The sequence below is a fragment of the Pristimantibacillus sp. PTI5 genome (genome assembly GCF_048572955.1).
GTDB lineage: Bacteria > Bacillota > Bacilli > Paenibacillales > Paenibacillaceae > Pristimantibacillus.
Genome location: NZ_CP183886.1, coordinates 4,702,759 through 4,722,704 on the forward strand (window position 1 = coordinate 4,702,759; position 19,946 = coordinate 4,722,704).

The 19,946-nt window shown below is 48.3% G+C and carries 21 protein-coding genes; 15 read left to right on the forward strand and 6 right to left on the reverse strand.

Annotated elements, in window-relative coordinates:
* The first annotated feature begins 3 nt into the window (after nucleotides 1–3).
* Nucleotides 4–1,221, forward strand: coding sequence for a 2-oxoglutarate dehydrogenase complex dihydrolipoyllysine-residue succinyltransferase (odhB, locus tag ACN6MW_RS21055; protein WP_419871914.1), 1,218 nt, complete (start codon nucleotides 4–6; stop codon nucleotides 1,219–1,221).
* Nucleotides 1,222–1,541: 320 nt separating this feature from the next.
* Nucleotides 1,542–3,371, forward strand: a complete 1,830-nt coding sequence (locus ACN6MW_RS21060; protein ID WP_419871915.1) for a PAS domain S-box protein — start codon at nucleotides 1,542–1,544, stop codon at nucleotides 3,369–3,371.
* On the opposite strand, the gene ACN6MW_RS21065 is transcribed toward ACN6MW_RS21060, so the two are convergent.
* The 3 genes from ACN6MW_RS21065 to ACN6MW_RS21075 all read right to left on the reverse strand — a co-directional run bounded on the left by ACN6MW_RS21065 (nucleotide 3,368) and on the right by ACN6MW_RS21075 (nucleotide 6,039).
* Entirely contained in the window at nucleotides 3,368–4,603 is a 1,236-nt protein-coding gene (locus ACN6MW_RS21065) for an MFS transporter (protein ID WP_419871916.1), read from the reverse strand. The two genes, ACN6MW_RS21060 and ACN6MW_RS21065, sit on opposite strands and share 4 nt — an antisense overlap.
* A 56-nt stretch (nucleotides 4,604–4,659) precedes the next feature.
* Nucleotides 4,660–5,085, reverse strand: a complete 426-nt coding sequence (locus tag ACN6MW_RS21070) for a MarR family winged helix-turn-helix transcriptional regulator (RefSeq protein WP_419871917.1) — start codon at nucleotides 5,083–5,085, stop codon at nucleotides 4,660–4,662.
* A 96-nt stretch (nucleotides 5,086–5,181) separates the two neighbouring features.
* On the reverse strand, nucleotides 5,182–6,039 hold the full coding sequence (locus ACN6MW_RS21075) for an AraC family transcriptional regulator (RefSeq protein WP_419871918.1): 858 nt from the start codon (nucleotides 6,037–6,039) through the stop codon (nucleotides 5,182–5,184).
* Between the two features lie 171 nt (nucleotides 6,040–6,210).
* On the opposite strand from ACN6MW_RS21075, the gene ACN6MW_RS21080 reads away from it, so the two are divergent.
* The gene (locus tag ACN6MW_RS21080) at nucleotides 6,211–7,347 is read left to right on the forward strand and encodes a Gfo/Idh/MocA family protein (protein WP_419871919.1); all 1,137 of its coding nucleotides are present in this window, start codon (nucleotides 6,211–6,213) and stop codon (nucleotides 7,345–7,347) included.
* Entirely contained in the window at nucleotides 7,344–8,417 is a 1,074-nt protein-coding gene (locus ACN6MW_RS21085; protein WP_419871920.1) for a Gfo/Idh/MocA family protein, read from the forward strand. Before ACN6MW_RS21080 ends, ACN6MW_RS21085 begins: the two co-directional genes overlap by 4 nt.
* Nucleotides 8,418–8,494: 77 nt before the next feature.
* Here the strand turns inward: ACN6MW_RS21085 and ACN6MW_RS21090 are convergent, their stop codons facing one another.
* Nucleotides 8,495–8,890 carry a hypothetical protein gene (locus tag ACN6MW_RS21090; protein ID WP_419871921.1) on the reverse strand — a complete coding sequence of 132 codons (396 nt, stop codon included), beginning with the start codon at nucleotides 8,888–8,890 and terminating at the stop codon, nucleotides 8,495–8,497.
* 312 nt (nucleotides 8,891–9,202) lie between these two features.
* Here ACN6MW_RS21090 and ACN6MW_RS21095 point away from each other — a divergent pair, with 312 nt between their 5' ends.
* The 11 genes from ACN6MW_RS21095 to ACN6MW_RS21145 all read left to right on the forward strand — a co-directional run bounded on the left by ACN6MW_RS21095 (nucleotide 9,203) and on the right by ACN6MW_RS21145 (nucleotide 18,396).
* The gene (locus ACN6MW_RS21095; protein ID WP_419871922.1) at nucleotides 9,203–10,417 is read left to right on the forward strand and encodes a GTP-binding protein; all 1,215 of its coding nucleotides are present in this window, start codon (nucleotides 9,203–9,205) and stop codon (nucleotides 10,415–10,417) included.
* Between the two features lie 34 nt (nucleotides 10,418–10,451).
* On the forward strand, nucleotides 10,452–10,601 hold the full coding sequence (gene rpmG / locus ACN6MW_RS21100; protein ID WP_419871923.1) for a 50S ribosomal protein L33: 150 nt from the start codon (nucleotides 10,452–10,454) through the stop codon (nucleotides 10,599–10,601).
* A gap of 183 nt (nucleotides 10,602–10,784) precedes the next feature.
* Nucleotides 10,785–10,949 carry a hypothetical protein gene (locus tag ACN6MW_RS21105; RefSeq protein WP_419871924.1) on the forward strand — a complete coding sequence of 55 codons (165 nt, stop codon included), beginning with the start codon at nucleotides 10,785–10,787 and terminating at the stop codon, nucleotides 10,947–10,949.
* Between the two features lie 251 nt (nucleotides 10,950–11,200).
* Nucleotides 11,201–12,247 carry a LacI family DNA-binding transcriptional regulator gene (locus tag ACN6MW_RS21110; RefSeq protein WP_419871925.1) on the forward strand — a complete coding sequence of 349 codons (1,047 nt, stop codon included), beginning with the start codon at nucleotides 11,201–11,203 and terminating at the stop codon, nucleotides 12,245–12,247.
* Between the two features lie 666 nt (nucleotides 12,248–12,913).
* Complete coding sequence (locus ACN6MW_RS21115; protein ID WP_419871926.1) at nucleotides 12,914–13,372, forward strand: VOC family protein; 459 nt, start codon at nucleotides 12,914–12,916, stop codon at nucleotides 13,370–13,372.
* Nucleotides 13,373–13,432: 60 nt separating this feature from the next.
* Complete coding sequence (locus ACN6MW_RS21120) at nucleotides 13,433–14,128, forward strand: SDR family oxidoreductase (RefSeq protein ID WP_419871927.1); 696 nt, start codon at nucleotides 13,433–13,435, stop codon at nucleotides 14,126–14,128.
* Between the two features lie 33 nt (nucleotides 14,129–14,161).
* Nucleotides 14,162–14,824 carry a ThuA domain-containing protein gene (locus ACN6MW_RS21125; RefSeq protein WP_419871928.1) on the forward strand — a complete coding sequence of 221 codons (663 nt, stop codon included), beginning with the start codon at nucleotides 14,162–14,164 and terminating at the stop codon, nucleotides 14,822–14,824.
* A 59-nt stretch (nucleotides 14,825–14,883) separates the two neighbouring features.
* Nucleotides 14,884–15,837, forward strand: coding sequence for an aldo/keto reductase family protein (locus ACN6MW_RS21130; RefSeq protein WP_419871929.1), 954 nt, complete (start codon nucleotides 14,884–14,886; stop codon nucleotides 15,835–15,837).
* Between the two features lie 330 nt (nucleotides 15,838–16,167).
* On the forward strand, nucleotides 16,168–16,557 hold the full coding sequence (locus ACN6MW_RS21135; protein ID WP_419871930.1) for a VanZ family protein: 390 nt from the start codon (nucleotides 16,168–16,170) through the stop codon (nucleotides 16,555–16,557).
* Nucleotides 16,558–16,817: 260 nt separating this feature from the next.
* Nucleotides 16,818–17,915 carry a GGDEF domain-containing protein gene (locus ACN6MW_RS21140; protein ID WP_419871931.1) on the forward strand — a complete coding sequence of 366 codons (1,098 nt, stop codon included), beginning with the start codon at nucleotides 16,818–16,820 and terminating at the stop codon, nucleotides 17,913–17,915.
* 190 nt (nucleotides 17,916–18,105) lie between these two features.
* Nucleotides 18,106–18,396: a hypothetical protein gene (locus tag ACN6MW_RS21145; RefSeq protein ID WP_419871932.1), complete on the forward strand. Its 291-nt coding sequence runs from the start codon at nucleotides 18,106–18,108 to the stop codon at nucleotides 18,394–18,396.
* Nucleotides 18,397–18,562: 166 nt separating this feature from the next.
* On the opposite strand, the gene ACN6MW_RS21150 is transcribed toward ACN6MW_RS21145, so the two are convergent.
* Nucleotides 18,563–18,904 (reverse strand): antibiotic biosynthesis monooxygenase, encoded by a 342-nt coding sequence (locus tag ACN6MW_RS21150; protein WP_419871933.1) that lies wholly within the window; start codon nucleotides 18,902–18,904, stop codon nucleotides 18,563–18,565.
* A gap of 2 nt (nucleotides 18,905–18,906) precedes the next feature.
* Nucleotides 18,907–19,899: a siderophore ABC transporter substrate-binding protein gene (locus ACN6MW_RS21155; RefSeq protein ID WP_419871934.1), complete on the reverse strand. Its 993-nt coding sequence runs from the start codon at nucleotides 19,897–19,899 to the stop codon at nucleotides 18,907–18,909.
* Between the last annotated feature and the right edge of the window lie 47 nt (nucleotides 19,900–19,946).

The following is a 19,946-nucleotide window of genomic DNA, read 5'->3' on the forward strand; positions in this document are numbered from 1 at the left end:
CTAATGGCTGAAATTATAGTACCAGAATTAGGCGAGTCCATATCTGAAGGCACGATTACCAAATGGTTCGTGAAAGAAGGCGACTCCGTTAGTCAAGGAGATGTCCTGCTAGAGCTTGAAACCGATAAAGTAAACATTGAAATTAGCGCGGACAACAGCGGTGTGGTTTCTCGCATCGCTAAGCAAGACGGCGATGTCGTGCTAGTAGGCGAGGCCATCGGTTCGATCGGCGAAGGAGCTGGCGCTTCTGCACCGGCAGCACCGGTTGCAGAACCGGCAGCAGTTGCTGCTCCTGCGGCACCTGCAGCACCGGCTGCAGCACCTGCTCCGCAGCAAGCCGTATCTTCAAACGACAGCGCAGCAGCGATCAACGCTTCTCCTGCAGCGCGCAAGCGTGCTCGCGAGCAAGGCATTGATCTCTCGCAAGCGCAAGGACAAGCACCTGCTCCGGCAGTAGCGACTCCGGTTAAATCCGCTCCGCTCTCGCAAGCTGAACCGGCTAGCGCAAGCAAAGACGGCAAACCGACAGAACGCAAACGCATGTCTCGCCGCCGGGTGACGATTGCTAACCGCCTAGTTGAAGCACAGCGTACGGCAGCAATGCTGACAACCTTCAATGAAGTGGACATGACAGCGATTCTTGATTTGCGCAAACGCCGTAAGCAAGCTTTCTTTGAGAAAAACGATGTGAATCTTGGTTTTATGTCGTTCTTCACGAAGGCAGTAGTTGGCGCACTTAAAGCATTCCCGCTGCTTAATGCAGAAATCGACGGCGAAGATATCATTACGAAAAAATTCTTTGATATCGGTATCGCGGTTTCCGCGAAGGAAGGTCTTGTCGTTCCGGTTGTTCGTGACGCTGACCGTCTAAGCTTTGCTGAAATCGAGAAAAATATCGTTGAGCTTGCAGGAAAAGCAAGATCCAACACGCTTGCGATTTCTGATCTGCAAGGCGGAAGCTTCACGATTACGAATGGCGGCGTATTTGGCTCCCTGCTGTCGACACCGATTCTTAACGCGCCGCAGGTTGGTATTCTCGGCATGCACAAAATTCAAATTCGTCCGGTAGCTATCGACGACGTCCGCATGGAAAACCGTCCGATGATGTATATTGCCTTGTCATACGATCACCGTATCGTAGACGGCAGCGAAGCGGTTCGTTTCCTTGTAATGGTTAAAGCGCTGCTAGAAGATCCAGAAGCCCTTCTTCTTGAAGGCTAATCGAATATTTATAAGTTAAATAAGGACCGTCCTTGAAGCAGATCATTCTACTTTAAGGGCGGTCCCTTTTTTTATAACAGGCTATACGCTTACCAGAAATCCCCTCTAAATTCGACAGACTGAAAAAGTTGTCGAAAAAAAGAGATTATGCTTGCCGGAATGGTGGAAATTTGCATATAGGGCAAAGCTGCTAATGGCATGATGATTGATCGGCTATGTTTTTTTATATTTAAATCTTAAATCGGAGCAGGAAGAAGGCAGGCGATGTTGAAAGTAACAAACAGATAAAGTTAATTGCTCCAATAAGGATGGTCATGCAGATGGAAAGCGTTAAACTTAACGATCGATTGCGAGAAAGCGAAGAACGGTACCAGCATCTGGTCCATATGCTCCCCGACGGGCTTATTATTTTTTGTGAAGGATATATCGTATTTGCGAATCGTTCGTCATTGAGCATGCTCGGTGTGAGTCGGCTCGATGAAATCATCGGGCATCCCATAAACAAATTCGTTCATCCCGATTTCTTGGAATTATTTCCAGTCAATATTAATTATCTTATTCGAGATGCAAATCCGTCTAAGTTAATCAATTACAAGATGCTTCGTCTAAATCTGGAGTCGTTTGAAGTGGAACTGAGAGCGGTCGAAGTGATGTATGACGGTAAGCAGGCTGTACAGCTTATCATTCGTGACATCTCGAACCGGATTCGTATGGAAGCTTCTATGCATGAGAAGGATTTTTTATACAAAAGCCTAATGGAGAATGTCGTAGCCGGCGTTTTTGTAGGCCAAAAAAGAAATATCGTTTACGCTAATCCTTATTTGGGTGAAATGTTTGGTTATTCGGAAGAAGAGCTGCTGACGATCTCTCCAAACGATTTGATGGCGAAGGAAGATCTCAAACGGATTCAAAACGAAGTGATGCAGAGTATGGCTAACGGTATTATACAATTTCCGCTCAAGTTTAAAGGAAAAAGAAAAGACGGCAGCTATATCTATGTGGAAGGCAACAGCTCCATTATTATGGTAGATGGGCTTCCGTCCTTACTTGGTACGGTACAGGATGTGACCTTTAAACGCGAGAAGGAGAAGCTGCTTAGGGACAGCGCGAAGCTCTATCAGAAAATGATCAAGTTTGTGCCCGAACCGATTGTGATAAGCGATGAAGGAATCATCGTCTATGCAAACAAGCTCGCGCTGGAGTTGATCGGCTTAGAGGAAGAAAGCCAAGTTATTAATAAAAGCATATTTGAATTTATTCATCCCAGCATGCATAACGCGACCCTTGAAACGGTCGATAATATCATGTCCTCGGATGATGCAACCCCCTTTCAAGAACGAATCATCGTTCGTCCGGGAGGTCAATTCATGGATGTGGAAATATCAAGTATCCGAATCAATGATTACATGGGCAAGGATGTTATGCTCAGCGTAATCCGGGACTTGACGGACCGCAAGCGCTCCGAGGAAGTCCTTATCCGTTCGGAGAAGCTGTCTGTGATTGGACAGCTCGCAGCCGGCGTAGCGCATGAGATCCGAAATCCGCTGACTGCGCTCAAGGGCTTTACGCAGCTTTTGAGTGCCAAATATCCCGAGCAGCCGCATTATTTTACGATTATGGCTAATGAAATTGACCGGATTACGCTGATCGTTAATGAATTCATGACGCTGGCGAAGCCGCATTTCACCCAATTTAACAATGAACCGCTTGAGCCTATTTTGCAAAGCGTGCTCTCGATATTGGAAACACAGGCGATTTTGTTGAATGTGGAGCTGAAGGTTTGTTTTGACGATACGAGACCGATGCTGTATTGCAACGCGGATCAGTTGAAGCAGGTGTTTTTGAACCTGATAAAAAATGCTCTTGAGTCCATGCCCCAAGGGGGAGAAGTAATTATTTCGGTTACCACGATGGAAGACGGCAACGTGCATATCCTGGTCAAGGACGGCGGTATCGGCATCCCCGCGGATTTGATAAAGAAGATCGGCGAGCCTTTCGTGACGACGAAGGAAAAAGGGACCGGTCTGGGGATTATGATCAGCACGCGCATTATCGAAGCGCATAAGGGTACGCTTCGACTCAGCAGCGTGATCAATGAGGGTACGGTCGTTGAAATTATTTTGCCGGTTCAGGCAGTAAACATGGCTTAAGCCTCGGATGGATCTAAGGCATGATCGCCGGCAGCTGCCGTTAATCGTTTGCGCTTGTGGTGAAGGATGAAATAGATGACGGAGGAAAAGGCGATTATAATGGCGCACAGCATATACATGGCACTGTAGCCATAGCCTGCAGCCAGCGCCCCGAGCGAATAAGACCCAATTCCGTAACCAAGGTCAAACAGCAAATAAAACGTTGCGGTAGCGAGTCCTCTGCGGTGGGCGGGCGCCGCGAGTACGGCGATCGTCTGGAAGCAGGGCAGCAGTGCGCCGTATCCGAGGCCAATGACGGCACCGGAAGCTAGAAGCATCGCAGGTGAGCTGGCTTGGCTCAGCAGCAGCATACCAACCGTAAAAACGGCAATACTAGGGTAAACAATAATATGCTCGCCGACGCGATCGAGCAATTTTCCGACAATAGGACGAGGCAAAACGATCATAATTCCAAAGCAGACGAAGAAATAGCTCGCATATTGATCAAGGGCCTGCTCATGCGTATAGACCGACATAAAGGTTACTAATCCGCTGTAGGCAAACGCGACAACAAAGCCGCTGAGTGCAATCGGAACGGCCTTCCGTTCCACGAGATCGCGCCAGTGCAGCTTGCCCGTATTTTTTGAGCGGGGCTGTTTGTTCGCTGCGGAAGCGGACCGTTGCTCTCGGGTTTGGCGCTTGGTTGATGCACCCAGCACGAAGGCGATAAGCGAGCAAACCGCGCATAAAACGAACATCGCCGTAAATCCGCCATGTGTCGTAATCGTCAAGCCAACAAACGGCCCGATCACCATAGCTAAGCTCATAAACAAACTGAAATAGCTGATGCCTTCCCCTTTGCGATGTTCCGGAATAATACCGATGGCCGTTGTATTCGTTGAGGTGGTTGCAATCGCGAAGGTGCCGCCATGAAAAAAACGGACAAGCAGCAGCATGGCGTAACCAAAAACGCCGAGGTAGGCAACCGAAAATAATAAAAAGAGAAGCAAAGACAATACGACGATTTTACGTTCGCCGTACTTGGTCATAAGTTGACCTGCGAATGGACGAAGCAGAACGGAAGCAATTACAAATACGGTCATGGATAAACCGGCCTGCGTGTCGGATCCGCCGAGTCCGTTCGTGACGTAAACGGATAATGCCGTGGCTAACGTGTAAAACGAGAAAAACAAGAAAAAACTGCTTAAGCATATTTTTATGAAGTCGGCACTCCATAATTTGTTGGTATTCAATGCGAGTTCCCCTCTCAGATGATAGTCATGCCCTCGTGGATTTCGATCATTAATGGTCAATGGGCAGCTGCATTTTTGTTGATTTTGGCCATAAAGCCCATAAAGGCTTGAATCTCCTCGTCCGAGATATCCGTTAGCATTTGCTGTACATAATTTGCCTCAATCGGCGCAAGCTCATGAGCGCTTGTTCTGCCAGATTCCGTAATATATAGAAGCTGCGAGCGCCGGTCATTAGGGTTCGCTGTCCGCTTAACAAGTGCTTTTCGCTCGAGCTGATCGACTAACCGCGTAATGTTAGCAGGATCTTTGTCCGTACGCTGAGCTAAATCTTTATGTGTAATACCGTCATGTTCGTCTAAGCACATCAGCAGCGACCATTGCTCGGGCGTGATGTCATGCTCATGAAAAAGCTGCTGTAGCCGTTGGTTTAAACGGCGTCCTGTATTGCTGATTACATAACCGACCGATTGCTTGAATTCCATTATTTTCACCTGCTCTATTCATTTAGTTGTTATAACAATAATACGCTTATCAACTAAATGAGTCAACTGCTCCAATCCGCAAAAAGGGACTGAAGCTTATTCCGCGTTGTCTTGACGCAGTTGATTCTGCTTGCGATATTGCTCGGGTGTAAAGCCCGTATGAAGCTTGAATGCACGGCTGAAATGAGAGGGATGCTTGAATCCGACCTCGTAGCCAACGTCAGTAATGGGTTGAACGCCGTCTATGAGCTCGATTTTGGCCTGGTAAATTCTGCGCTGCATCAGGAATTGAAAAATGGTAAAGCCCGTAACCTCTTTGAATGTTTTTGCCAAATAAAACTTGCTTAAATGCAGCCCGGCTTGAATGCCCTCCAGCGTAATATCCTCGTTGAAGCGGCATTCCAAATAGGAGATGATCGATTGAACATGCTGCTCCTTAGAGGAGGGAAAGGCTTGTTTTTCCTTTAGCGGCTTCTGGCACAGCTGATTAATTAAGATCAGCAAATCTAGCAGCTGCGCTTGAAAGCGCTGGTTTGAAAAAGTATCCTTCTGCGCATACAGCTGCCCAAGGCGATGCAGCGAGGCTTCGATATCTTCTTTCTCGGCACCGCGAAGCTGGAGTCTCACATTATGAAGCTTCTGAAAGGGCTCCAGCAAATCCCCTGCAAAAGGCGGCTGGATAAACTGCTTGAAATAAAACGGATCAAAATGAAGGGTGGAGCGGTGATATGCCACGCTGGGATCGATATGTGCACGGTGCAGCGTCATGCCGTGCATCAGAAGAAGATCGCCGGGTTCAAGAACGTATATGCGGTCATTGATGAGATAGTTCACTTTGCCGCCATGGAAGTAATAAACTTCGTAATGGAAGTGGGTATGGTATTGAACCTGACCGTTAAAGTTAGAGCTAGTGCCCATTGTAAAAGGTTCGCTGATTCGGTGCTGCGTGCTCATGCGATCGACTCCCCCTTATAATTACCCTCATTATACACCAACCACAGTCAAATAAAAGCGTAAACAGGATAATGCGAATGAAGTCGGCACGGTTTTAAAGTGTTACCATAGAGGCAGGCAAAACAGGCTGACAATAAGATTACATCATTTTAATAAAGGGGCGGCATCCGGATGCAGATCGTTCGTTTGGGAGTTATCGGACTGGGTAACATGGGCAAAGGTCATATCGGTTACTTATTGAAGGGCGAAGTAAGCGGGGTTGAAGTGACTGCAGTCAGCGACAGCATACAAACAAATCTTCAGTGGGCAAAAGAAAAGCTTGGCGATCAAGTGGGACTCTATGCCGATCCGTATGAGATGATGGATTCCGGCTTGGTAGACGGCGTGCTTATCGCTACGCCCCATTTCTCGCATCCAGAGCTTGCAATCGCTTGCTTTGAACGGGGACTGCATGTGCTGTGCGAGAAGCCGGCGGGCGTTTACACCAAGCAGGTTCGCCAGATGAATGAGGCGGGCAGCAAAGCGAACGTGAAATTCAGCATGATGTATAACCAGCGCACGAATCCGTTATATGTAAAGCTGAAGGAATTGATTGACGCGGGAGAGCTGGGCGAGGTAAAACGGACCAATTGGATTATTACAAACTGGTACCGCTCTCAAAGCTATTATGATTCGGGCACATGGCGGGCAACCTGGGCGGGAGAAGGCGGCGGCGTCCTGCTCAATCAAGATCCGCATCAGCTTGATTTGTGGCAGTGGACGATCAGCATGATGCCGAAGCGCGTCCGTGCGTTCTGTTATTTTGGCAAGCATCGGAATATCGAGGTAGAGGACGATGTGACGGCTTTCGTGGAATATGAAAACGGGGCCACCGGCGTATTCGTTACCACTACCGGCGAGGCGCCGGGAACGAACCGGCTTGAGATTAGCGGCGACCGCGGAAAAATCGTCATCGAAAACAATGAACTTACCTTCTGGCGCCTGCGCACCCCTGAGCCGGAGTTCAATAAGACTTTTACAGGCGGCTTTGGCCAGCCGGAATGCTGGAAATGCGAAATTCCGGTTCAAGGCAGCTATCCGGACCATAAAGGCATCACGCAAAACTTCGTGAATGCGATTTTGTTTGATGAGCCGTTGATTGCTCCGGGAGAGGAAGGCATTAAGGGGCTCATGCTGTCAAATGCCATGCTGCTGTCTACTTGGACCGACAACTGGGTTGACCTTCCCATCGATGAGGAGTTGTTCCACCAGCATTTGCAGGACCGGATTTCAAACTCGTCATTTCAGAAGGAGGCAATAAGCAAATGAGTAAAGCGGATGGAATGAAATACGCACCGAAGGGGAAGCCGAACAAAGTTATCGAAGACGGACAATTCGTCATCTCAGCAGTCAGCTTGGATCATGGACATATTTATGGCATGTGCAACGGGCTTGTTGAAGCGGGAGCAGCCTTAAAGTGGGTTTATGACCCCGATCCAGCCAAGGTGGAAGCCTTTATCCGCCAGTATCCGCAGGCGCAGGCTGCCGAGTCGGAGGAGCAGGTGCTGAGCGATCCCGAGGTGCAGCTGGTTGCCGCTGCCGCGATTACGTCGGAGAGAGGCCCGCTAGGCGTGCGCGTGATGCGAAGCGGGAAGCATTATTTTACCGATAAGGCGCCATTTACGACGCTGGAGCAGCTTGCGGATGCGCGCGCGGCTTACGAGGAAACAGGCAAGAAATATGCTGTCTACTATAGTGAGCGTCTGCATGTGGAAAGCGCTGTGTTTGCCGGCCAATTAATCGAGCAGGGCGCAATCGGACGTGTCGTTCAGGTCATGGGTCTTGGACCGCATCGGTTGAATGCCGCATCCCGGCCGGCTTGGTTTTTCGAGAAGGAAAAGTACGGCGGCATCATTTGCGATATCGGATCGCATCAGATCGAACAGTTTTTGTATTTTACGGGCAATCAGAATGCGAATGTCGTGAACAGCAAGGTTGCGAACTACGCCAATAAGGATTATCCGGAGCTGGAGGATTTTGGCGATATGACGCTTGTCGGCGAAAATGGGGCTACCGGCTATTTCCGCGTCGATTGGCTTACGCCGAACGGCCTTGGCACTTGGGGAGACGGACGGACCATCATTCTCGGAACGGAAGGCTACATCGAGCTGCGCAAATATATCGATATCGGCAGGGAAAAAGAGGGCGATCAGCTTTATTTGGTTAATGCCGACGGGGAGCAGCATATGCAGCTAGGGGGCAAGGTCGGCTTTCCGTATTTTGGCCAGCTAATACTGGATTGCTTGAACGGAACGGAAAACGCAATGACGCAGGAGCATGCCTTTAAGGCGGCAGAACTGTCGCTGCTGGCGCAGAAGCATGCGGTTCGGGTCGAATAAAACATAAATTGCGCCTTTGGCAAAAGAGAGCTGCCCGCGGTCGGTGACTGCGGCAGCTCTTTTTTATTTGGCCAGCTTTAATATTTAGCGTCTTTCTTCAATTCATAGACTTGAATGAAATCTTCTTTGACAATAACAGAGATCACGGTTTGGTTTTTTATGAAAAAATGAGCATGCCCCAGCCTTTTATCCTCTAGCTCGTCCCAGCCTAATCGGCTAAGCTCTTCGAAATACGCCAGCGGCGGGTAGAGGCCTTGTTCGCCGCCTATGCCTTTGAGCTTATACGTTGAGCCTTTTAAAATATTGGGATTGCTAAATGTGAATGGTTGCTGCTCGGAAAGAAGGGGAACAACAAATTGTTCATTTACTGCGGATGGTTTATATCCCGCCGCCGCATCGTAGGCAGATTCGCCGGTATTCGCGCATGCTGTCGTCACTCCAATCAAAAAGATGATGCTCCAAATCTTAAACATCAGGTTATCCCTCCAGCCCGTTTCTTCTGCATACCAATAAAGACGAAAAAAATGCCACAAAGTTACATACTTATTGTAAAAGTTAAGGAAACCGCGGGTCGGCATAGGTCCGTTAGCGTTTGCAGCTGGAGTTGAGAGGATGAGGTTTATTTGTAACGATTACGATCTTGACGGAAGACGAAACGGTTGTTATACTACATAAAACGTAATTATTACTATTAGTAGTCAGATATGACGGCTTTTTGATTGAGGTATAATCGTAATTATTACGTATTATTAGAATCCATAATCGGATCGGAACAGAGGTGTCCAGTGGAAGCGAATAAAATTCCAGTGACCGTATTAAGCGGCTATTTGGGTGCGGGAAAGACGACCATTTTGAACCATGTACTAAACAATCGCGACGGCCTTAAGGTCGCCGTCATTGTGAATGACTTAAGCGAATTAAACATTGATGCAGGCCTCATCAAGGATGGAGGAGGTTTATCCCGGACGGACGAGAAGCTCGTAGAGATGTCGAATGGCTGCATTTGCTGCACGCTGAGGGAGGATTTGCTGAAGGAGGTTGAGAAGCTGGCGAAGGAGAACCGGTTTGATTACATATTAATCGAATCGACCGGAGTCGGCGAGCCGGTCCCCGTCGCGCAAACCTTCACCTATATCGACGAAGAGCAAGGAGTCGATTTATCGGCATTTTGCAAGCTGGATTGTATGGTAACGGTCGTTGACGCTTATCGTTTCTGGCATGATTATTCATCCGGCGAAACGCTGCTGGAGAGAAGCCAAGCGGTAGGCGAGGACGATACCCGCGAGGTTGTTGATCTGCTGATTGACCAAATTGAATTTTGCGATGTGCTGATTTTGAATAAATGCGATCTGGTGGAAGAAGAAGAACTAGCGGAGCTTGAAGGCGTCCTTCGTGCCCTGCAGCCGCGCGCAGCGTTCATTCGGGCCTCGAAGGGCGTGGTAGACCCGAAGGCGATTTTGAATACTTCGTTATTTAATTTCGACGAGGCGAGCCAATCGGCTGGATGGATAAAAGAGATGGCTGCCCCTGCGCATATGCCTGAAACGGAAGAATACGGGATATCTTCTTTTGTGTATGAACGGGTGAAGCCGTTCCATCCGGAGCGTCTTATGGAATGGATGAAGGAGTGGCCGGAGGAAATCGTTCGCGCCAAAGGAATGGTGTGGCTGGCAACCCGGAACCGTTACGCGCAAAGCTTAAGCCAAGCGGGTCCATCCATTCAATTTGGTCCGGCCGGCCAATGGGCGGCTGCCTTGCCTGAGGCTGAGCGTGAAGCTGTGCTGCGGGAAGACCCGGAGCTAGCGGGGCTTTGGCATGAAGATTACGGAGATCGTATCAATAAGGTTGTATTTATCGGTATTGCCTTGGATCGTGCGAAGCTGATGGACTCGCTTGACAGCTGCCTTCTCAGTGACAGTGAGCTGCAGCTTGACTGGAGCGATTTTTCGGATGAATTCCCCAATGCATCGGAGGAGCAATGGGAACAAACCATTCATTAAGGCTTTTATATTTGATGGACCGGAGGTGAACGCAGTGAGAGTCATCGTAACGCTCGCTTGTACAGAAACAGGTGATCGCAACTATACGACAACAAAAAACAAAAGAACGACGCCGGAGCGGCTCGAGGCAAAGAAATACTGCCCGCGCCTCAAACGCGTAACTTTGCACAGGGAAACAAGATAGCTGAGGCATGGTTTTCGGTACCCTCATGAGCTGAGCGGCGGACAAAAGCAGCGCGTTGCAATTGCACGCGGCATCAGTCTCGGACCAAAGCTGCTTTTATGCGATGAGCCGACCTCGAGCCTCGATGTAACCGTACAAGCCCAGATGCTGAGGCTTCTTACCAGGATCAAGCAGGAGCTGGGCATGGCCTTTCTTTTCATTTCGCATGATATAACGGCTGTCAGCTTCATGAGCGACCGTTTCATCATTATGAAGCAGGGTGAGATCGTCGATCGTTTCTCCCGCGGTCAGCTGCTAGCGGAAGAGCGGCATGCTTATACGAAGCAACTGGCAGCAGCAGCGATTTAGCAGTGCATACAGCCGAGGCTGTCTGAAGGAGGATATCCGGAGGGCAGCCTTTTTTTGCTGCATGGTTATAGGCTCAGGTACAGCCGGCATAAAAGCTGGGTTGTCGTCATGCAGAAACAGCAAGGCTTTTGCAAATGTCGAACCATCCTCCAATAATAGATTCGGAGCTTGCGGCAATTATGGATTGACAGCTGCAGCGATCATTGGTACCATATGCGCATAAACACGTGTTTACAAGCGGAGGTTATCGATTGAATAAGGAAATAAACAGCACGGAGATTGCAAGGCTGGCGGGCGTATCGAGAAGCACGGTCAGCCGGGTCATCAATAATTATACCAACGTGCCGGAACACACGAAACAAAAGGTGATGAAGGTCATTCAGCAATACAATTATTATCCGAACTTATCCGCGCAGGTGCTTGCCGGCAAACGTACGAGAACGATCGGTCTATTCATGATCGATTCCGGACGCGTATCGGGCGACAGCATCTCGAGCTTGCTGCTTGCGAGAATTATTGAAAGCGCTTCTTCCCAAGGCTATTATGTGCTGACGCATATCGTGCGGGATCTGAAAGAGCAGGAGGAAATCCGAACCATTAAGGAAATCTTCTACCAGCGTAGAATTGATGGAGGGGTATTTATCGGAGCAGCCAATCATGAACCGCTAATCGAAGAGCTGATCACGGAAGGCTTCATGGTTGCGATCGTTGACCAGCATGTACCCGGCCGTACAGAGCCGAACCGGATCGTATTCAACTTCGACAATGAAACCGGCGTAGGCCAGGCCGTCGATTATTTAGTCAGCTTGGGGCATACCCGGATCGGCATGATCAACGGGGATATGAACCGATATTCAGGACCGTCCAAGCGGCGGGGCTTTCAGACTGCGATGGAGCGGCATAACCTGCCCGTTAACACGGAGTGGATATTACCGGGCGATTTTAACGAGGCGAGCGGCTATAGGGCCATTAAGGATTTTCTGAAAGCGGGGACCGAGCTCCCTACGGCGCTATTTGCCGCGAACGACAGTGTAGCGTTTGGAGCGGTTCGCGCTTTGAAGGAGGCTGGTATCCGCGTGCCGCAGGATGTGTCCGTCATCGGCTTTGACGATCATTTCCGGAGCGAGCATCACAGCCCTCCCTTAACGACGATTAAGGTTGATTTTGCCGACATGATGGACCAATTGACGAAAACCTTGATCACCAGCATCGAGCGCGGCACGGATACATTCCAAGCTTCCGCAGCGGGAACCCAGCTGATCGTTAGGGATTCCTGTCAGAGCGTAACGACAGCCTGATTGGGGGATGTAGAGTTGTGGGTTTCTGGGTTTCTGACAAGCCTATGCTAGCAGGAGAGTCGGTTTGGTGTTAGGCGCATTAGAAGAATAACGGCTGGAAAGGCAAACGGTGCTGAACGGAACGGAATGGATGCGCTTGGTATAACGGGAATTTCTCCTGCTAATGCAGCTGATTATTCCAGTTTGCAGCGGTTTACTTATTATTAAAGGGAAAATTTCCAGTTAAACTTAGATAAACCGCTATTTCGCGCAAAATAGATGGAGATTTTCCTGTTAAAGTGTTTGTGTGCAGTCTTTCTCCGGTCGGAGTGCCAGGCGAAGCAAAGCGAGAGAGCCGAGGCGTCAATCTGGGCAGGAAAGCTGCTCCGCAATAACGGGCTTTCATTCGGAAGCTGGCTGCAAATAACGGTATACGAAAATGAAAATAGAGTATATCGGTGCTTTTCATATAGACGGTATGTGTATAATATGACAGCTCTTTCTACTTTCTTTTCTGCAAAATGAACGCGCGTTCATGCGATGCGGTTAACATTAGCGAGAGGGGTGATCGGCATGTAGCTTTTGTAAGAGAGTAGTATTTCGTGCATGTATAGCAGAAGGCAATATTGCTTTTTACGAATAGAAAAAACGAATTCTATCATAAAAAACGAATAGGGAGAGATGGGCATGGACAGCAATGTGCTGGGAACACGCACGATTACGCAAATTGGATTATTGGTGAAGGACATCGAAGAAACGTCGCTGGCCTATGCCGATTTTTTTGGCGTGGAGAAGCCGGCTTGGTTCTGGACCGATACGGTAGACAAAGCGCAGACTGAATATAACGGAGAGCCGTCGGTGGCGCGCGCGAAGCTTGCATTTTTTGACATGGGAGCCTTGCAGCTTGAGCTAATCGAGCCGGATGAGCACCCAAGCACATGGAGGGAGCATCTTGACCAGCACGGTGAAGGTCCTCATCATATTGCTTTTGTGGTGGATGGGATGAAAGAAAAGGTTGCTGCAATGGAAAAGAAAGGTATGGCCTTGGTACAAAAAGGGGAATATACAGGCGGACGATACGCTTATATGGACTCCTTTAAACAATTAAAAATCATGCTTGAGCTGCTGGAGAACGACAAAAAGTAGCAGCCGTTTGTTCAGCAACGCGGCAAAAAAAGCTTAGATTGATAGGAGGTAATAAATCATATGAACATATTGATTACGGGTGCAAATCGTGGGTTAGGCCTTGCGCTTGCTGCCGAGGCTTGTAAGCGGGGACATCATGTGCTGGCCGGGGTTCGCAGTCCAGGTTCTTCTGCCGGTGGCCTGCAGGAGCTGATTACGGCTTTTCCAGGCCAGGTAACGATAGTGCCGCTTGATGTTACTGACGAGAACTCGGTCCGTTATGCCTTTGAGCAAGTCGGAAGCCGCATTCAAAGTCTTGACGCTGTCATTAACAGCGCAGCCATATTGCTTGGCCGAGACCAGAAGCTCGAACAGCTTGATATGGAGCAGGTAGAGCAATCCTTCCAAACGAACTTATACGGTCCTATAGTCGTTCTGAAGCATTTCTTGCCGCTGCTCCGCAAAGGGGAGAGGCCGTGCGTCATTAATATTAGCTCGGAGGCAGGCAGCTTTGCCGGCGCATACGGCGGGGACTATTCCTACGCGCTTTCTAAGTCGGCGCTGAATATGTTCTCCGCTCAGATTCGCAAGGAGCTGGCGCCGTCAGGAATTATCGTTCATGCGCTCCATCCGGGCTGGATTAGAACGGATATGGGCGGAGACCAGGCTCCAGGCGATGCGACCGTATCCGCTGCCGGTATCCTGGACCTCGCAGAACGGAAAACCGAAGCGGATGCTCTGTTTATCGACCATACCGGGGTGCCGATGAAAATGTAATCTAAACCGCATGAACGAGGAGGAAGGCGCAGGATGAAAACACTCGTCGCGCTCGTCGGCGATTTCTATCACAAGGAGGAGCTCGCCAGAGAATCGCTGCTTAAAGCGTTAGCAGGGCTGATCGAGGCATCGGAGCTCCAGGTGCATTTTGTCAACCATCCGGATCAACTCATCTGCGAGCTCCGCAATCAACCGGCAGCCGTCGCATTGTTCGCTGAGGACCGTGTGGCCCCCATTGAACAGCCGGATTTGAAATGGATGACGCCGGCACTATCGGATCAGATCGTCCAATACGTGGAAAATGGCGGAGGCTGGTTGGCGTGGCATTCCGGGTTAGCTTCCTATCCGCCGGATAGCAGCTATACGCAGATGCTGCGCGGTTATTTTCTATCGCATCCCGAGCAGAACAAGCAGGTGAGCTATGCTGCAGCGGACAACGGACAGCAGGAGCGGTTTGCCTTTGCGGATGAGCATTATTTTGTCCATTGCGACGAGGAGAACACGGAGGTTTTTCTGCGCTCTTCTTCGGAAGACGGGGAATCCATTGCAGGCTGGCGCCATCCCTATGGCAGCGGAAGAGTGAGCTGCGTAACGCCTGCCCACCGCGAAGAGGGCTTGCTGCACTCGGAGTTTTTGAGCCTGCTGAAGCGCGAAATCTCATGGATCGCAGATCTATCATCTAAAACCCGCCAATAGTAGAAAAAACGAACATTTTGGGATGAACAGCTAAAATAATAAAAGCAGCGGAGGTTGACATGAAATATAGAAATCTCGGAAGAACAGGCTTAAAGGTAAGTGAAATCAGTCTTGGAAGCTGGTTAACGTACGGAAATTCGGTTGATAACGGAACGGCAGCCGAAACGATCGCTCAGGCCTATGATTTAGGCATCAATTTCTTCGATACAGCCAATGTATACATGCGCGGAAAAGCCGAGGAGGTCGTCGGAGAGGCTTTGCGGAGCTATGCCCGCGAGTCGTACGTCATTGCGACGAAGGTGTTTGGTGAAATGGGGTCGGGCCCGAACGATCGCGGATTGTCCCGCAAGCATATTTTGGAACAGGCGAATGCCAGTTTGAAAAGGCTTGGCCTTGATTATATCGACATTTATTATTGTCATCGCTTTGATTCGAATACGCCGGTGGAGGAGACGCTTCGCACGATAGAGGATCTTGTCCGTTCCGGCAAAGTGCTTTATGTCGGCGTAAGCGAGTGGACGGCTGCGCAGATGCAGGAAGCGCTGCAGGTAGCGGATAAATATTTGCTTGACCGCATCGTGGTTAATCAGCCGCAATACCATATGTTCCACCGCGCAATCGAGAAGGAAATCATTCCGCTGGGCGAACGTAACGGCATAAGCCAGGTCGTGTTCTCGCCGCTTGCCCAGGGCGTGCTTACGGGAAAATACAGCCGAGGGGAAGCAGGAAAGCCGCAGGGCAGCCGGGCGCTGGACGCAAGCTCTAATATGTACATCGGAGGTTATTTGAGCGATTGGCATCTATCCCGCGTGGATCAGCTGAAAGAATTGGCAGGGGAGCTTGGTTTCTCTACCGCGCAGCTTGCCATCGCTTGGGTGCTCCGCCAGACAAACGTCGCCAGCGCCTTGGTCGGAGCCAGCCGTCCGGATCAGATAGTGGAAAATAGCAAAGCAAGCGAGCTTACGCTGACGAAAGAGGTTATACAGCGCATTGACACGATTTTAGCGGATTAATGCTTGATCGCAGGCAGTCCTTTGTTAGCCGTGGCGATTACGCTAATGCTGGCAGTCAGGTCATGAGGCCATTGCCAGAGAAAAGAGGATTGATGGATACGCCTATCAATCCTCTTTTGCGTTCAGAAGCCGCTAAATGCGCTTTGATCATTTTAACGAAATGTGCAACCATCCCCTTAACTAAAGCGTCTGTTTCTAATAAATCGATAGAGTGGCAAAGGGGAGTTTATGAGGTTATTTAGATTATTCACAAGAGTCGTTATGGCTGGATTGTTTATCATTTATGTTTTGTTCGTCGTGAAGACGTTGTTTTTGGATCACAGGTTATTCATGTTGTTGAATGGCAATTACCGTCATAGCGGTTACGACTACAATGTCATACCTTTTAAAACAATTGCCACGTATATTACAAGGTATGAACATTACAGTTTTAACACTTGGTTTAACAACCTCTTCGGAAATATTTTATTGTTTATACCGTTAGGATTTAGTTCGCCGTACTTTTCAAAAAAAAACCGGAATTTTAATCGCTTCGTTCTATTGCTAGTGATTGTTATTGTTATTTTAGAAGTTTCACAAATGCTTTTGCATGTTGGAAGCTTCGATATAGACGATGTCATTCTGAATTCATTAGGCGGATTCATTGGTTATCGAATTTATATCATGTGTATGGCGTTGTTGAAGAAGTTTGTTCCTTCTTATGATGCGGTTTCTAGTTAAAATAACGATTTCGATTGGTCGCTCAATATAGTTGAACCTACAAGGAGCAGTTCACGTTGAACTGCTCTCTTTCTTTATGAAGCTAACGGCAGGGTAACGTACAGCAGCTTGTTAATAATGATTTTTCTTTTACCTGTATCCGTTTTTTACTATTGATGTTATTATTATTGTTTGTTTCTAAAAAAGTTGTGTAAGATGGCTAACAGCTACATCAAGACTATACTGCGCGGAGTTTCCGGGTGTTCTATAAGGAGATAATTATGAGAGTAGTTATTTTTGATACTTTCCAAGACATAATCGCTAATTTTGCTATTGTTACAGCATTTTTATTTATGACTAGTCAAGTATTTTTCAAGAAAAGAGGCCTTGGTGAACCGCTAAGCTGGTCCGGAAAATTTATAATCGGATTGATAGGCGGTTTGTTAGGTACCCTGCTTATTATTTTTACAGTAAGTTTTGATAATACCATTCTGGATTTTAGGCAGCTAGCGTTGATTCTCACGGCTCTTGCGGGCGGTATCGTTCCAGCCTTAATAACAGGAATTATTATTAGTTTGATGCGTTTATTTGCTTTTGGCTCTATTACCACGGATACATTGATTGCCACCTGGAATACGATGCTCATTGCTCTTGGTGTAGGCATTGTTTGCAGCATGGGCTTTTCTTATTGGAAAAAATGGGTATATTCACTGCTGATATGCAATGTACTAACTTCAATCGTTTTCTTCATGATTTTAGGAAGACATGGGCTTAGTCCAACGGTCTTATACGTCTTGATGATATCTGCAGGAGGATTGTTTTCTGCGCATCTTGCCCTGTTTTTGGAAAAAGCAAAGCGTTATTCATTGCGAATGGAAAGGGATGCGACAGTCGATTATTTAACTGGATTGAATAATCACCGCATGTTTGACCTTTTGTTCAATAAGAGGTTATCCAATGCAATAGATAAAAATCAGGAACTAACGTTAATGCTGGTTGATATCGACTATTTTAAAAAAGTGAATGATACTTATGGGCATCCAAACGGCGATATTTTATTAAAACAGGTAGGAGAGCTGCTTAAAGTCACATCTCGCAATTTTGATGTCATCTCTCGTATCGGAGGAGAGGAGTTTTCAATATTGCTTATTGATTCTCCTCACCACGATGCACTTGTTATCGCAGAGCGAATCAGACTTGCCGTACAGGACCATCCATTTGAATTAAATGATGGAAAAAGAATTAATATTACGATTTCAATCGGTGTTGCATCTTTATCGAAGAGCCATCAGGACGATATCATCGAGCAAGCGGACCTAGCCCTTTATAAAGCAAAACAAAATGGTCGAAATCAGGTTTTCTCTAATTTAAAGCTTTAAGAAAGCTAGACGAAACATCAAAGCTTTTAAACAATAATGTCACAAGGCGTAACCGGTACACGGTAACTCTCCCGCTCTCCTAACCGCGGAAACCCGGCAGGCCATCGCCTTCCATGTCAAGCGTACAGGTCGTATGGCCTCACTGTGAATACAATAAGGTGTATTCCAAAACAGGAAGGGGATAATTACTGTGAACCGAAATAATTACGATACTTTGGGCAACGTAGGCGGCATGACCGATGCTGGCTTTTGTCCCGATTGTCCAACGCAGACGATTTATGATCCTCCAATTACGCAATACGAGAACTACTACCATCCTCAGATCGTGAATGTCGTTCAAAATATTGAAACGGTAAAGCAGCATCATTGTTGTCCTGTCTATCAGCATTATTACACGCATACAGAGAAAAATGTTATGGTTTCGAGCGTGAAACGCGGAAAAAATGTTAAAACATCTTCCAAAAAACGTTCGAAAAAATAGTTCTTAAAATAAAATAAAGACCCGTAAGAATGGACACCTCGTGAAGGAGGAGTCCATCTTACGGGTCTTAAACTTTTAACCTGTCTTAAGAAGCTAAAGGAAAGCAAATGCCCGGGCGGCTGCCAGGGCATTTGAAACAGATAGGCATGCAAGAATCGGCTATGGCTTACTCGCCTTCGAAGGTGCGAAGCTGACCGCCTGACTTAACGGCTTTGACGTTGTAGAAGTTGACGTCGGTGCTGATCACGTAGTCAGGTGCCGACTGGCCGCGGTTCTGCCGGTGACCATTAATATGCTCGGGACTCTTCTCCCAGTTCTTCCACGCTTCAATGGACTCCCACCGGATAGTAACCACTACTTCTTCGTGCTCTTTCGCCTTCTTATTGACCATGACCGTGATATCAAGCAACCCCTCACGTTCGTCCAGCGGACCAGGACCGCTGAAACGCCCAACGACCTTATCGGCGTTACCCGGCTTTACAACAATCGTTCTTGTCTGTACTAGCATAATTATTCCACCGCCTTTGCTGCTTCGTTTATCATTTCCTTAGCGGAGATCAGGCCGCCGCCGGATAAGTACCAGTATCCAGGGGAGAGATAGAAGATTTTATTGTTTTTGTACGCATTCGTATTTTTTATCAGATCGTTCTCGATCACTTGCTTCGCAGGCTGAGCGCCTTCGCCGCCAGCTACGGAATCGCGGTCGACGACAAACAGGATGTCCGGATTTGTTTCCAGTACGTACTCGTTGGATACGCTTTGTCCATGAGTGTCAGATTTGATAGCCGCATCGGCAGGGACAAAGCCAAGCACGTCATGGATGATGCCAAAACGGGAGCCTGGACCGTACGCAGAGATTTTGCCGCCTGTCGTAAGCAGGATGAGCGCCTTGCCGGCGTTCGCCGCTTTCGCGCTAAGATCGGCGCTTGCCGTTTGAATGGCGGATATCTCTGCCGCAACATCGGCGTCCTTGCCAAACAGTTGGCCGATCATCTTCATATTGGATTCGAACGATTGCGCATAGCTTGCATAATCGATCGACACAAGAATCGTAGGGGCGATTTTATTCAATTCCTCGTAAGCTTCCGATGTTCTGCCGCCGATAAAGATCACGTCAGGCCCCAGCGCGCTTAGCTTCTCGAAGTCCGGCTCGAACAAGGTGCCGGCATTTTCATATTTGCTATCCTTGTATTTTTCCAAGTAAGAAGGAAGATTATCTTGCGGCACGGCCGCAACCTCGATACCGAGCTTGTCAAGCGTATCGAGTACGCCGTAGTCAAAGACGGCGACTTTGGCCGGATTCGATTTGACGGTGGCTGTGCCGAGAGAATGCGTAATCGTCACTTCGGCAGGCGCGGTTGGCGATTCAGTCGGCGCTTCGGTAGATACGTCGGTAGGTACGTTCGTCGCTCCGCTGCTATTGTTGGCGTTATTGCCGCCGCAAGCGGACACGATGACTGCAAGCACGAGTGTAAGGATGATGGTTACAAATGATTTCTTCATGGATGGTCGCTCCTCTTTATATTAGATTGTTATATCTTCATACAGGA

What these genes read in the sequence shown, in the direction of transcription:
- odhB (WP_419871914.1), top strand. Translation starts at nt 4, where the DNA reads ATGGCTGAAATTATAGTACCAGAATTAGGCGAGTCCATATCTGAAGGC.
- ACN6MW_RS21060 (WP_419871915.1), top strand. Translation starts at nt 1,542, where the DNA reads ATGGAAAGCGTTAAACTTAACGATCGATTGCGAGAAAGCGAAGAACGG.
- ACN6MW_RS21070 (WP_419871917.1), bottom strand. Translation starts at nt 5,085, where the DNA reads ATGGAATTCAAGCAATCGGTCGGTTATGTAATCAGCAATACAGGACGC.
- ACN6MW_RS21075 (WP_419871918.1), bottom strand. Translation starts at nt 6,039, where the DNA reads ATGAGCACGCAGCACCGAATCAGCGAACCTTTTACAATGGGCACTAGC.
- ACN6MW_RS21080 (WP_419871919.1), top strand. Translation starts at nt 6,211, where the DNA reads ATGCAGATCGTTCGTTTGGGAGTTATCGGACTGGGTAACATGGGCAAA.
- ACN6MW_RS21085 (WP_419871920.1), top strand. Translation starts at nt 7,344, where the DNA reads ATGAGTAAAGCGGATGGAATGAAATACGCACCGAAGGGGAAGCCGAAC.
- ACN6MW_RS21090 (WP_419871921.1), bottom strand. Translation starts at nt 8,890, where the DNA reads ATGTTTAAGATTTGGAGCATCATCTTTTTGATTGGAGTGACGACAGCA.
- ACN6MW_RS21105 (WP_419871924.1), top strand. Translation starts at nt 10,785, where the DNA reads ATGGCCTTTCTTTTCATTTCGCATGATATAACGGCTGTCAGCTTCATG.
- ACN6MW_RS21115 (WP_419871926.1), top strand. Translation starts at nt 12,914, where the DNA reads ATGGACAGCAATGTGCTGGGAACACGCACGATTACGCAAATTGGATTA.
- ACN6MW_RS21120 (WP_419871927.1), top strand. Translation starts at nt 13,433, where the DNA reads ATGAACATATTGATTACGGGTGCAAATCGTGGGTTAGGCCTTGCGCTT.
- ACN6MW_RS21125 (WP_419871928.1), top strand. Translation starts at nt 14,162, where the DNA reads ATGAAAACACTCGTCGCGCTCGTCGGCGATTTCTATCACAAGGAGGAG.
- ACN6MW_RS21130 (WP_419871929.1), top strand. Translation starts at nt 14,884, where the DNA reads ATGAAATATAGAAATCTCGGAAGAACAGGCTTAAAGGTAAGTGAAATC.
- ACN6MW_RS21135 (WP_419871930.1), top strand. Translation starts at nt 16,168, where the DNA reads ATGTTGTTGAATGGCAATTACCGTCATAGCGGTTACGACTACAATGTC.
- ACN6MW_RS21140 (WP_419871931.1), top strand. Translation starts at nt 16,818, where the DNA reads ATGAGAGTAGTTATTTTTGATACTTTCCAAGACATAATCGCTAATTTT.
- ACN6MW_RS21150 (WP_419871933.1), bottom strand. Translation starts at nt 18,904, where the DNA reads ATGCTAGTACAGACAAGAACGATTGTTGTAAAGCCGGGTAACGCCGAT.
- ACN6MW_RS21155 (WP_419871934.1), bottom strand. Translation starts at nt 19,899, where the DNA reads ATGAAGAAATCATTTGTAACCATCATCCTTACACTCGTGCTTGCAGTC.